At 61.9% G+C, this 13,003-nt stretch carries 11 protein-coding genes; 7 read left to right on the top strand and 4 right to left on the bottom strand.

The window, feature by feature from the left end:
* Window positions 1-17: 17 nt before the first annotated feature.
* Together VCK47_RS03220 and VCK47_RS03215 are read left to right on the top strand one after the other, a co-directional pair.
* On the top strand, window positions 18-788 hold the full coding sequence (locus tag VCK47_RS03220) for a DUF2189 domain-containing protein (protein WP_322889282.1): 771 nt from the start codon (window positions 18-20) through the stop codon (window positions 786-788).
* 123 nt (window positions 789-911) lie between these two features.
* Window positions 912-1,133, top strand: a complete 222-nt coding sequence (locus VCK47_RS03215; RefSeq protein WP_322889281.1) for a hypothetical protein — start codon at window positions 912-914, stop codon at window positions 1,131-1,133.
* 127 nt (window positions 1,134-1,260) lie between these two features.
* Here the strand turns inward: VCK47_RS03215 and VCK47_RS03210 are convergent, their stop codons facing one another.
* The 4 genes from VCK47_RS03210 to bcp all read right to left on the bottom strand — a co-directional run bounded on the left by VCK47_RS03210 (window position 1,261) and on the right by bcp (window position 5,030).
* Window positions 1,261-2,355, bottom strand: coding sequence for a peptidoglycan-binding protein (locus VCK47_RS03210; protein WP_322889280.1), 1,095 nt, complete (start codon window positions 2,353-2,355; stop codon window positions 1,261-1,263).
* Between the two features lie 185 nt (window positions 2,356-2,540).
* Window positions 2,541-3,044: a polymer-forming cytoskeletal protein gene (locus tag VCK47_RS03205; RefSeq protein WP_322889279.1), complete on the bottom strand. Its 504-nt coding sequence runs from the start codon at window positions 3,042-3,044 to the stop codon at window positions 2,541-2,543.
* Window positions 3,034-4,326, bottom strand: coding sequence for a M23 family metallopeptidase (locus tag VCK47_RS03200; RefSeq protein WP_322890013.1), 1,293 nt, complete (start codon window positions 4,324-4,326; stop codon window positions 3,034-3,036). The genes VCK47_RS03205 and VCK47_RS03200 overlap by 11 nt, the downstream gene beginning before the upstream one ends.
* 236 nt (window positions 4,327-4,562) lie before the next feature.
* Window positions 4,563-5,030, bottom strand: a complete 468-nt coding sequence (bcp, locus tag VCK47_RS03195; RefSeq protein ID WP_322889278.1) for a thioredoxin-dependent thiol peroxidase — start codon at window positions 5,028-5,030, stop codon at window positions 4,563-4,565.
* Between the two features lie 93 nt (window positions 5,031-5,123).
* Here bcp and VCK47_RS03190 point away from each other — a divergent pair, with 93 nt between their 5' ends.
* The 5 genes from VCK47_RS03190 to lpdA all read left to right on the top strand — a co-directional run bounded on the left by VCK47_RS03190 (window position 5,124) and on the right by lpdA (window position 12,989).
* Window positions 5,124-8,414, top strand: a complete 3,291-nt coding sequence (locus VCK47_RS03190) for an AsmA-like C-terminal region-containing protein (RefSeq protein WP_322889277.1) — start codon at window positions 5,124-5,126, stop codon at window positions 8,412-8,414.
* A complete protein-coding gene (gene queA / locus VCK47_RS03185) occupies window positions 8,411-9,466 on the top strand; it encodes a tRNA preQ1(34) S-adenosylmethionine ribosyltransferase-isomerase QueA (protein WP_322889276.1) in 1,056 nt (351 codons plus the stop codon). Before VCK47_RS03190 ends, queA begins: the two co-directional genes overlap by 4 nt.
* A gap of 80 nt (window positions 9,467-9,546) precedes the next feature.
* Window positions 9,547-10,812: an MFS transporter gene (locus VCK47_RS03180; RefSeq protein WP_322889275.1), complete on the top strand. Its 1,266-nt coding sequence runs from the start codon at window positions 9,547-9,549 to the stop codon at window positions 10,810-10,812.
* A gap of 100 nt (window positions 10,813-10,912) precedes the next feature.
* Window positions 10,913-11,494 (top strand): DUF924 family protein, encoded by a 582-nt coding sequence (locus tag VCK47_RS03175; RefSeq protein WP_322889274.1) that lies wholly within the window; start codon window positions 10,913-10,915, stop codon window positions 11,492-11,494.
* 100 nt (window positions 11,495-11,594) lie between these two features.
* Entirely contained in the window at window positions 11,595-12,989 is a 1,395-nt protein-coding gene (lpdA, locus tag VCK47_RS03170; RefSeq protein WP_322889273.1) for a dihydrolipoyl dehydrogenase, read from the top strand.
* Window positions 12,990-13,003: the final 14 nt, after the last annotated feature.

Genomic DNA, 13,003 nt, shown 5'->3' with positions numbered 1-13,003 from the left:
GGGCGCAAGCTTTGCGCATGACCCAGACAGAGACGATCATCGCCGCCGCCCCGCCGCAGGTCCGTGACCTGGCCTTGGCGGATTTGCGTGCGGCGCTGCGTGCCGGTCTTGCCGATTTTCGCAAAACCCCGCAATTCGGCCTGTTCTTCAGCGCGGTTTATGTGCTGGGCGGGTTCGGGATGCTCTGGCTCGGGGCAGGGCATGTGACATGGACACTGGCCACATCCTTGGGCTTTCCGCTGATCGCCCCTTTCGCCGCCGCAGGGCTGTACGAGGTCAGCCGCCGCATCGAGATGGGCCAGCCCCTGACATGGCGCGCGGTGCTGGGCATCGTCTGGCAGGAACGCACGCGGCAATTGCCGTGGCTGGGCGCGATCATCGTGATCTATTTCCTGTTCTGGACGTTTCTCGCGCATATGATCTTTGCGCTGTTCATGGGCCTCAGCACGATGACCAACGTGTCAGACAGCTGGGAGGTGTTCCTGACCCCCACCGGCCTGACCATGATCGCGGTCGAGCTGGCAGTGGGCGCGGTGCTGGCGTTCCTGCTTTTTGCGCTGACGGTGGTCAGCCTGCCTTTGGTGCTGGACCGCGAGGTTGATTTCGTCACCGCGATGCTGACAAGCCTTGCCGTCGTGCGGCAGAATATGGTCGTGATGCTCTGCTGGGCCGGCCTGATCGCCGCCCTGACGCTGGTGGCGCTGCTGCCGTGGTTTCTGGGGCTGATCGTGGTGCTGCCCGTGCTGGGACACGCGACATGGCACTTGTATCGGCGGGCGTTGGGGTAGTCGCCAACCGAATACCGGATTGTGTGACGACCTCTGGTCTTTCGAACGCTGTTGACAAAGGTGTTCAGCCAGATGTTTCGATAGCACTACGTTCGCCTGTTGTCGGATTGGAGCCTGCTGGACATGGAACAGCTATTTGCAATGAAATTGCATTATCCGCTGATGGGGATTGCAGTGATCGCCGCCGCAATCGTCTTTAGCCGACATCGCGACAAGGTGCGGCGCAAGTCTTTGAAACGGGATGACGATGGTTTGTACACGTGGATCGACTGGCCTGGCGGCAAGCGCAGTTCCTATACGGATCCATCCAAACCGAACGGAAAATGGGAGAGAGAGGGCGAGTGATCGGCAGCGCGAATAACCGCGTTCACACATCGCCGCTGCCCTGTCGGGGCAGGCCACATGGCATCTTTGTCGACCTGCAGCCGGAGTGAAGCATAAAGGCGCCCCGTAGGGCGCCTTTGTGACTGTGTTACTGCGTTTGTGCGCGATGTTCGGACAGATGGCGGCTGATCACGCTGAACCACTGGCCGTTGTCTTTGATTGTCGCAATTCCGCTATTCATCATCGCCAACATTTCGTCGCGCTGGGGATGCGATTTGGCAATGATCGGGGAAATGTTCATCACTTTGGTCAGGGGCTCGTTCAGCATGATCCGATCACGCGAATCGAGCTCGAGAATCGCGCCCTGACCCACGTCAACTGCGATGACGACGACATCATAGGTGCCATTCATCAGACCTTCCATACAGCCGGTCACCAGCATTTCCTGCCCGAATGAAATCACCGGTTCAACCAGCCCGTCCTCTTCAAGGACGAAAGTCTCGTAACCTGCGGGGCGGCAGATGCTTTTGCCTGCCAACTCTGCATGCGTCGTCGGCAATGGTTCGCCCGCACGGCTGAAATACCCCAACAGGATTTCAAACATCGGGTCAGCCCAGACGAAATTGCTGCAGCGGAACTGCGCATCTTCACCCAGAATATCGAACAAGTCACAATTCGGTTCATACCAGGCTGTCGCAAAGTCATAGGCGTGATCGGTCAACAATGGCTGCAGATGCGAGCCCCAGTCATTGATGAAGTCGATTTTGTAATCGGGGCTGCCATCGGCAGCGGCCAGCGCGATATTGGTCAGTTCGGTCAACATGCCGCCCTGTTCCTGCTGCTGGTCAAAGTAGGGTGCCCAATCGGTTGCCGTCACAACGCGGATCGCGACGGGGGTGGGGGCTGGTAATTGTTCGGTGGTCTGGACGTTGCGGATCGCGGAGGCATCCGCGACCGATGTGCCGGTTTCATCCAGACAGGGAATGTCCAGTTCCAGCCCCGCTGTGATCAGACCGGGATTGCTACCGATCTTTTCGGCATTGGCGCTGTAGATGAACTGGAACGCCGCAGCAGACCCGTATACCTGCGCAGCGATGACGGAAAGTGAATCGCCGCTGACGACTCTATAGGTGGTTCCGCAAACCGGACCTGTCTGGGCGGGCGACATGGTTGCCCCAAAAGCAACAAGTGCCGCTGCTGCGCCAAACGCAGCGCCGGCCTTGGAAGGTTGTATCACTGTCATCGGATTCTCCGCTAAAATGAGCGTTTTAATTCGCTAGAGCGAACATCATCCACGATTTTGGTGACAATTGAGGCGATAGTCGGGCATTTTGGAGAACGCCCGCTGCGTGTTGATCAAGCAGAGCATTTAGAAACAAAAAGCGCCCCGAAACGGGGCGCTTGTGTAAAAAGCCAGCAGACGTGTGCTTAGGCCGGTGTGTCTGCGTCGGGCGCGGGCAGGATGGGCATCTTCTTGCCGCCTGCAGACAGCGGGTCGTCCTGACGCTGCACGGAGCCTTCGAAATGCGCGCCGGATTCGATAGCGATGGTTTTGTGGATGATGTCGCCTTCGACGCGCGCGGTCGAGGTCAGGCGCACCTTGAGGCCGCGCACACGGCCGATCACGCGGCCGTTTACCACGACGTCATCGGCGATGACTTCGCCTTTGACGGTGGCGCCTTCGCCGACGGTCAGCAGATGGGCGCGGATGTCGCCATCGACCTGACCTTCGATCTGGATATCGCCGGTCGTTTTCAGGTTGCCGGTGATGTGAAGATCCGAGGACAGGACAGACGCCGGTGGCTTGGCCTTGGGCGGGGATGTCTTGAAATCAGGAACCGGGCTGCCGGTCTTGCTCGCATCCGCTGTCGCGGGTGCAGGAGTGTCGGCCACCTTTGGCCCGGGCTCATTGATTTTGGATTTAGAAAACATTCTGTCCAGCTCTTATATAAGTCATCGGATTGACGGGGTTGCCATTGACGCGCACCTCGTAGTGAAGGTGGGGCCCGGTCGAGCGACCAGAATTCCCCATAGCACCAATTCTGTCGCCACGCGATACCCTTTGGCCCACGCGCACGTCAATCGTGTTTAGATGGGCGTAGCGGGTCTCGAGGCCAAACTCGTGGCGGATGGTGATCAGGCGGCCATAGCTTGACTGCCAGCCAGCCTGCACCACGACACCATCGGCAGTGGCATAGATCGGTGTGCCAACAGGGCCTGCAAAATCGGTGCCCGCATGCAGCCGCCCCCAGCGTTGCCCAAAGCCCGAGGTCAGGCGGTAATTCGACCGCACCGGCATGGCCAAAGGCAGTTTGTTGGCAGCCAGACGGTACAGATTGATCCGGTCCATCGACGCAAGAATTGCATTCGCGCGCAGACTGTCGGGGTCAGGCTCGCCCGTGGCGGTGGTAAAGCGGATCGGCGCAAGCGGGCCGCCGGTGCCGGAATAGCCGCGCCGGACCTGTTCGATCAGTGTTTCTGGGTCCATGCCCGCCGCGCGGAACACGTTGTCGAGCGGTTCGACAGAGACCAGCATCGCCTCTTCCAGCTGGCGGAAAATCTGGTCGTTGCGTTCCTGTAGCAGGCGCAATTCAAGCTGCATCTCGGCGGCCTGTTCGATGGCCATGCCCGCATCTTCGGCGATCTGGTCGCGTTCGGCGGCGGTTTCGGCCAAGGCGCTGGCCAGCAGGTTGACGGTGCCGACCGCTTCTTCGGGCATCGACAGCGGGGTGCCGTCCTCGCCGTTTTCTGTGAGGGTGGCGACCTGTTGGCGGGCTTCTTCGCGGGCTTTCATCGTGTTGCGCAGGGTGGTCTGCACCACCTCCAGCCCGGTTTCGAGTTCGCGGCGCTTTTCCTCGGTGGCCAGCAGTTCGGACTGCATGATCGAGATCTGTTCCAGCGCCATTTCAAACCGCGCATGCGCGGATGCGGCTTCGGCGGCGCTGGTGTCGCGGTCCGACGACAGGATGTTGAGCCGCTGTTCATAGGTCATCTGGTCGCGCTGCGCCTGTGCACGGAAATTGCCCGCCCCGATGCTGTCCATCAGCAGGATCGCAGTGGCCACGATGGTCCAGCCCACAACGATGGTGCTGCCGACCCAGGCGACCAGCTGTGTTTCAGAGGTCAGGCGGATGAACCGTGTTTCGGTATCGGATCTCAGAAAAAGACGCCGTTCGGGGAACCAACGCTCGAGCGTGGCATGGATCGGCTTCATCAGTCTTGAACGCACCAGTTATCCACCTTGCTTGGCTACCAGCACTGCGTGTTCTTTACCCAGAAAAACAGTGCTCGCCTGTGTTAGCCAGACAAGCGCCATGTCGCAACACCGAATGCCCGGTTTTTTTGCGGATCGGTTAAAACGCGCCGGAACGCGCAAAGTTCCGCCGAAAGGCATCAAGCTGGGTCTATTGTGCCGTGTTGGTGGCGTTGCTGCGCCACCAACAAAGCGCGTCACAGCGCCCGCACCGCCGCCAGCACCTCGTCGACATGGCCCGGCACTTTGACCTTGGGCCAGACCTGCGCGATCTTGCCATCCGTCCCGATCAGGAAGGTGGCGCGTTCGATGCCCATGTATGTCTTGCCATACATGCTCTTTTCCACCCAAGTGCCGTAGCGTTCGCAGACATCGCCGTTTTCATCCGACAACAGCGCGATTTTCAGATCGTGCTTGGCGACGAATTTGTCGTGTTTCTTGACGGAATCCTTGGACACGCCCAGCACCACGGCACCTGCGGCGGCGAAATCACCCGCGTGCTCGGTGAAACCGATGGCTTCGGTCGTGCAGCCGGGGGTGTCGTCCTTGGGGTAGAAATACAAAACGACTTTCTTGCCCGAAAAATCGGACAGATTGACGGTTTCGCCGCCGTCGCGGGGCAGGCTGATCGCAGGCGCGGTTTCGCCGATCGCAGGGTGGGTCATGGCTTGTTGATCTCCGCTGAGGTTTTGATTGCCTTGTTTTAGTCCCATAGTATCAAAGTTAAAGGGACCAGTGACCCCGAGGGCGGAGAATCCTTGCCAGAGCCAACCCAAGACCAGCCGGAGGGCGCAGCCCCTGTCCGACCAAAGCGGCGTCTGCGCCGTGGTTGGCTGGTGGTGCGGGGCGTGCTGCTTGTTTGCCTGATGCCGCTTGTCTTTGCCCTTGCGGCGGCGATCATGGTCATCGACCGCGACATCACCGCGCCCAGCTGGGTCACCGATCTGGTGCAGGATCGCGGGACCGAGGTTCTGGACGGTGGCAGGCTGCGGTTTGCCGCGATCTCGGTGCGGATCGGGCGCGACCTGCACCCGACGGTCCGGTTGATCGACACGCAGCTCATCGACCGCAACGGGGCGCTGGTGACGCGGATACCCGTGATCGAGGCGGATGTGTCCCCGCGCGGGGTTATCTTTCAGCGCGATGTGCTGGTGCAGCATGTGCGCATCATCGGTGCGCAGATCAACCTGCGCCGTGCACGTGACGGCAGCCTGCGGCTGGCGCTGGGGGCGGGCACCGAAGGGCGCACACGGACCCTGCCCGAATGGCTGGACGAGATCGACCTGTTCCTTGACCGCCCCGTGTTCGATGCGCTTCGCTCGGCGCAGGTCAGCGGCCTGATCGTCAACTACGACGACGCCCGCGCGCGGCGCAACTGGACGGTGGATGGCGGACAGGTGGCGCTCGATATGCGCGGCAGGCAGGTGACGGTGCAGGCCGAGCTTGCGCTTCTGTCAGGCCGCGCCGACGTGACGACGGCGCTGTTGTCCTATGCCAGCCCGCGCGACAGCCGTGCGGCCGAACTTGCCGTCAGCATTACCAATATCGAGGCGAGCGACATCGCCGCCCAATCCCCCGCGCTGAACTGGCTGCGCGATGTGACCGCACCGCTGTCGGCAGAGTTACGCACCGAACTGGACGAGGCGGGCGCACTCGGCCCGTTGCAGGCGCGGCTCGAAATCGGGGCGGGTGTGCTACAACCGACCCCTGCGGCGGCTCCGGTGGCGTTTTCGGCGGCCAGTGCCGATCTCAGCTATGACCCTATCCGCGATCTGATCCGGTTCAGCGATATCGCGGTGCAAAGCGAATGGGGTAGCCTGCACGCCCGCGGTGACGCCTATCTGCGGGACTTTGCCGATGGTCTGCCGCGCGCTTTGCTGGCGCAATTCCAGCTCAGCGATGTAGCGCTGAACCCGCCGGGCCTGTTCGACGTGCCCCCCCTCATCGACGCAGCAAGCGTTGATCTGCGGCTGCGGCTTGATCCTTTTGTCGTCGATATCGGGCAGGCCGTCGTGATGGATGGCGCCTCGCGGATGATGGCGCAGGGCCGGATCGCGGCGACCGATGCTGGCTGGCAGATGGGTGTCGATACTGTGATCGACCAGATATCGCCCGCCCGGCTGCGTGCGCTTTGGCCAAACGGGTTCCGGCCCGGCACGCGGGACTGGTTCACCAACAACGTGCGGGCAGGACAGTTGACCGACCTGCATTTTGGTCTGCGCCTTGTGCCGGGCCTGCCCGCCGATGTCGCGGGCCATTTCAGTTTCGACGAGGCGTCCGTCCTTGTCATGCGGGATCTGCCACCCGTAGCGCAGGCGCGCGGGACCGGTCATTTGATCGAGCACCGCTTTGTGATCGCGGTGGATGAAGGCACGATGACCGCCCCCCATGGGGGTCCCGTCGCGATGGATGGCACGGCTTTTGCAATCGAGGATCTGCGCCAAGATCCCAGCCCCGCGACACTGATGCTGCAATCGCAAAGCAGCCTGCCGGACTTGCTGTCGGTCATCAACCAGCCGCCGTTCACCTTCATGGACCGCGCCAATCTGCCCGTCACCATCGCCGAAGGCACAGCGCGCGCGACGGGCACGGTGACATGGCCGCTGCAGCCGCGCGCCCCGCGCGAGGCAGTCCGCTTTGACGTTGACGTCGATCTGGCAGAGGTGCGCAGCGATCTGCTTTTGCCGGGCCGTATCCTGACGGCGGCGGCGATGCAGGTCGCGGTCGATGACGCGGGGCTGTCGATCAGCGGGCCTGTGCAGCTTGACGGTGTGGCGGCGGACGCGAACTGGACGCGCGCCTTTGCACCGGGCGAGACCGCAAGCCGCCTGCTGGCCGAGGTGACGCTTTCCGAAGAGGCCCTGCGCGCATTTGATATCGCACTTCCGCCCGGCATGATCAGCGGGCAGGGGCGCGGGCAGTTGCAGGTCGATCTACAGGCGGGGGCGCCGCCGCGGTTCGTGCTGACCTCGGATCTGGCAGGACTGCGTGTCGCGGTGCCTGCAATCGGCTGGGCCAAGGCCCCCGGCACCACCGGCGATCTGCGCGTCGAAGGCACGCTTGGCCCCGTGCCCGAGATATCGCGCCTGACGATCAGCGGCGGCGGTCTGCAGGCCGAAGGGCGGCTAGATCTGGCGCCGGGGGGTGGTCTCACGCAGGCGGTGTTTTCGCGCGTCCGGATCGGTGACTGGCTGGATGCGCCGATTACCCTGCGCGGGCGCGGGGCAGGTCAGGCGCTTGGGGTCGAGGTTGGCGGCGGCATGATCGATTTGCGCCGCGCGCGGTTCGGCGGCGGCGGTGGTGCTGGCGGCGGACCTGTGCAGATCAGACTGGACCGTCTGGTCGTGACGGGGGGCATAACGCTGAACAGCTTTCGCGGTGATTTCACGACTGTTGCAGGGTTCACCGGCCAGTTCAGCGGCGCGATCAACGGGGCGGCTGCGGTGACCGGAACAGTCGCACCGCGCGACGGGCGGTCCGCCGTGCGCCTTCGTAGCGATGATGCGGGCAGTGTTTTGCAGGCGGCAGGGTTCTTTCGCACGGCGATTGGTGGCACGCTTGATTTGACCTTGCTGCCCGCAGGGGGCGAAGGCACGTTTGATGGCACGCTTGCAGTACGGTCATTGCGGGTCCGTGATGCCCCGACGATTGCGGGATTGCTCGACGCGATCAGCGTTGTCGGTTTGCTGCAGCAACTCGACGGGCAGGGGCTGGCCTTTGATGAAGTCGATGCCCAGTTCCGCCTGACCCCCGATCAGGTCATCGTGACGCAGGCCAGTGCGGTCGGTCCGGGGCTTGGCATCTCGGTCGACGGGATTTACACGCTCGCCAGCAAGGGGTTTGATTTGCAGGGTGTCGTGTCTCCGTTCTATCTGGTTAACAGCATCGGCGCGTTCCTGACCCGCAAGGGCGAGGGGCTGATCGGCTTCAATTTCACCATCGCGGGCACGTCGGATGCGCCGCGTGTCAGCGTCAACCCGCTGTCCGCGCTGACGCCCGGCATGTTCCGCGAGATTTTCCGCCGACCCCCACCGGAGCTGACACAATGAAGCTGAGCGATTTCGATTTTGACCTGCCCGACGCCCTGATCGCCACGCGCCCCGCGCGTCCGCGATCCTCGGCGCGGCTGTTGCTGGCGCAGGGCGATCATATTGCGGACCGGATCGTCACCGATCTGGTGGAGATATTGCAACCGGGCGACCGGCTGGTGCTGAACGACACCAAGGTCATTCCCGCGCGCCTGACCGGCACCCGCGCGCGGTCGGGCGAAGCAGGCGATACGACTGCGAAGGTCGAGGTGACCTTGCTCGAACCGCAGGCAGGTGGCGACTGGACCGCATTGGTCAAGCCGCTGAAAAAGGTGCGCGACGGCGAGGTTATCGTGTTTTCCCCCGATCTGTCTGCGACCGTGGTCAGCCGCGCGGACGGGCAGGCGCGGCTTGCGTTCAATCTGGCGGGCGATGATTTCGATGCTGCGCTGAATGCCGTGGGGGCCATGCCGCTGCCGCCTTATATCGAGGCCAAACGCGCGGCGGATGCCGCCGACAAGGATGATTACCAGACCTATTGGGCCAAGCACGCAGGCGCTGTGGCCGCGCCCACCGCATCGCTGCATTTCGACGGCCCGCTCTTGCAGGCGCTGGCCGCGCGCGGTGTGACCATGTCCTATGTCACGCTGCATGTGGGCGCGGGCACCTTTCTGCCGGTCAAGGTCGACGATGTGCGCGACCACAAGATGCATGCCGAATGGGGCGAGGTGACAGCGAAAGCCGCGGCCGAGATCAACGCGACCAAGGCCGCAGGCAAACGCGTGATCCCCGTGGGCACCACCGCGCTGCGGCTGATCGAAAGTGCCGCATCGGGCGGGCAGATGCAGCCTTGGACCGGACCCACGGATATCTTCATCACGCCGGGGTTTGCGTTCCAGATCGCGGACGGGCTGATGACCAATTTCCACCTGCCAAAATCGACGCTGATGATGCTGGTATCGGCCCTGATGGGCATGGACAGGGTCAAGGCGATCTATGCCCATGCTATCGCGGAACGCTACAGGTTCTTTTCATACGGTGATGCGTCGCTTTTGATCCCTGACCGCGCGTGATTGTCGGGCCGGTTGCATTGCAATCCGGTTATGAACAGGTCAGACGACGGGCTTGGACCAAACCCTGAAAGGGGGACAGGATGTTTCAGGTACTGACAGGATCATGGGCTCTCTTTCTGGGGATGTTCCTGTTGATGGTGGGCAACGGGCTGCAAGGCACGCTGCTTGGCCTGCGCGGCGAACTGGAAGGCTTCAGCACGCTGGCTTTGTCGGTCGTGATGTCGGCCTATTTCCTTGGTTTCCTGTTTTCGTCGCGATTCACCCCTGAACTGATCCGGCGCGTCGGGCATGTGCGGGTCTTTGCCGCGATGGGGTCGATGATTTCGGCGGTGCTGATCCTGTACCCTACCTTGGTGGATCCGATCGCATGGACCATCGGACGGATCGTGATCGGGTTCTGTTTCTGCGGCGTTTATATCACGGCCGAAAGCTGGCTGAACGATGCGTCGAGCAATGCCAACCGTGGCAAGGCCCTGTCGCTTTACATGATCGTGCAAATGGCGGGGATCGTGTTTGCGCAGTATATCGTCAGCATCGGGGATGTGTCGGGCTATGTGATCTTCATCATCCCTTCGGTGCTGGTCTCGCTCGCCTTTGCACCCGTCTTGCTGTCGGCGCGCCCGATGCCTGCCTTTTCGGCCACCAAGCCGATGAAGATCCGCGCGCTGATCAAGACTTCGCCTTTGGGCTGCGCGGGCATGTTTCTGCTGGGGGGCGTCTTTGCCGCGCAATTCGGCATGTCGGCGGTTTACGGCAGCCGCGTGGGGCTGAGCGTGGGCGAAATCTCTTTCTTCATCTCGGCGATCTATGTGTCCGCGTTGGTGCTGCAATATCCCATCGGCTGGCTGTCCGACCGGATGGACCGCCGTGTGCTGATCATCTGGATCGCCATGCTGGGCGGCATCGGGTCGCTGATCGCCTTTCTGATCCCTGGTTATTTTGTGTTGATCATTCTCAGCGGGGCCATCGTCGGCGGCACATCGAACCCGCTTTATGCGCTGTTGATCGCCTATACCAACGACTATCTCGAAAAAGAGGATATGGCCGCCGCCTCTGGCGGGCTGTTGTTCATCAACGGGCTGGGCGCGATCATGGGGCCGCTGATCGTGGGTCTGATGATGGACCTGATCGGAGACAACGGGTTCTGGCTGTTCACGGCTGTTCTGATGCTGGGGGTCGGTGTTTTCGGGATCGTCCGCGCCACGCAGCGCGACCGCGGCGCGATGGATCTGGATCAGGTGCCTTATGCGCCTGTTTCGGCAGGGTCCTCTGCGATCGCGGTTGGCGTCGCGCAAGAGGTTTATCTGGACGCCGTCACCGATGAAGCGGCGCCCCGCGTCGATTAGACCCGTGCGAAATCCGGCCAAAGCTGACATGAAGCTCTTGTCACGTCAGGCTTTGTCTGTTCCTTTGACCCAAGGACAACCCACGGGGAGGATCGGGGCAGTGGTGCGTGCAGACGATGTGCTGGCCTTTTGGCTGGATGAATGTTCCCCGGCGGATTGGTACAAATCCGAACCGGAGTTCGACGCCCTGATCCGTGACCGTTTCGAGGATACATGGGTCGCCGCGACCGAAGGGTCGCTGGGGCTGTGGCTGACACATGCCTCCGGCACGTTGGCCTATATCATCCTGACGGACCAGTTCCCGCGCAACATGTTCCGCGGCTCTGCCAAGGCGTTTTCGACGGACCTTCTGGGGCTTGCGGCCGCCAAGATGGCGATTGACCGCAACTGGGACATGAAGATCGCCGAACCCGCGCGGCAGTTCTTCTATCTGCCGCTGATGCATTCCGAAACGCTGTCCGATCAGGACCGTGCCGTGCGGCTGATCCACGCGCGGATGCCCGATACCGGCCATAACAACCGCGACCACGCCCGCGCGCACCGCCGGATCATCCGCGATTTCGGGCGCTTTCCCTACCGCAACGATGCACTCGGACGGCGCACCAGCCCTGCCGAACAGGCGTTTCTTGACGCGGGCGGGTATGGCTTCGCGTTGAAATCCCTTCAGGACAAGCCCGCCTGACCTGCCTTGCATACGCGCGATAGCTGATATGACCCAAGGTCACTGGAGATCGCCGTCAAATTAGTTTAACGTTCAACTAATTCTGAACAGGGAGGGCCAGATGGCTGCGAAAAACTTTGATCTGATCGTCATCGGGGCAGGCCCCGGCGGTTATGTGGCTGCGATCCGTGCGTCACAGCTGGGAATGAATGTCGTTGTGATCGAACGCGAAAATCTGGGCGGCATCTGTCTGAACTGGGGCTGCATCCCGACCAAGGCGATGCTGCGGTCCTCGGAAGTGTTCCACCTGATGCACCGCGCCAAGGAATTCGGCCTGAGCGTGGACAAGGTCAGCTATGATCTGGACGCTGTGGTCAAGCGCTCGCGCGGGGTGGCCAAGCAGATGGAAGGCGGCGTCAAGCATCTGCTGAAGAAAAACAAGGTCACCGTCATCATGGGCGAGGCGACGATTCCCGCCAAGGGCAAGGTCACTGTCAAGACCGATGCCGGCACCGAGGAATTAACCGCCAAGAATATCGTGCTGGCCACAGGCGCGCGCGCCCGCAACCTGCCCGGGCTCGAGGCGGATGGCGAACGGGTCTGGTCCTACCGTCACGCGCTGGTCCCGCCACATATGCCAAAGAAATTGCTGGTGATCGGTTCGGGTGCCATCGGGATCGAGTTTGCAAGCTTCTATAACACGCTGGGTGCCGAGACGACCGTGGTGGAGGTGATGGACCGCGTGCTGCCTGTCGAGGATGCCGAAATCAGCGCATTTGCGAAAAAGCAGTTCGTCAAGCAGGGCATGACGATCATGGAAAAGGCCACGGTCAAGCAGCTCGACCGCGCCAAGGACAAGGTCACCGCCCATATCGAAAGCGGCGGCAAAGTCGAGAAGCGTGACTTTGACACCGTCATCAGCGCCGTCGGCATCGTCGGCAATGTCGAAGGGCTGGGGCTGGAAGCCTTGGGCGTCAAGATCGACCGCACCCATGTGGTGACAGACGAATATTGCCGCACCGGGGTCGAAGGGCTTTACGCCATCGGCGATATCGCGGGCGCGCCATGGCTGGCGCATAAGGCCAGCCACGAAGGTGTCATGGTCGCTGAACTGATCGCAGGCAAGCACGCCCATCCCGTCAAACCCGAAAGCATCGCAGGCTGCACCTATTGCCACCCGCAGGTCGCATCGGTTGGTTATACCGAAGCGAAGGCCAAGGAACTCGGCTATACCGTCAAGGTCGGCAAGTTTCCGTTCATCGGCAACGGCAAGGCCGTGGCCTTGGGCGAACCCGAAGGGCTGATCAAGACCGTATTCGACGCCAAGACAGGCGAACTGCTGGGCGCACATATGGTCGGCGCGGAAGTGACCGAGCTGATCCAGGGCTATGTGATCGGGCGGCAGTTGGAGACCACCGAAGAAGACCTGATGAACACCGTTTTCCCGCATCCGACCCTGTCGGAAATGATGCATGAAAGCGTGCTGGACGCCTACGACCGTGTGATCCACATGTGAAAAAAATGGCCGCG

Source organism: Yoonia sp. 72, from assembly GCF_034652275.1.
Taxonomy (GTDB): domain Bacteria; phylum Pseudomonadota; class Alphaproteobacteria; order Rhodobacterales; family Rhodobacteraceae; genus Yoonia.
Note: the sequence above shows the minus strand (reverse complement) of the source record. Positions and strands in the feature narration are given on the sequence as shown.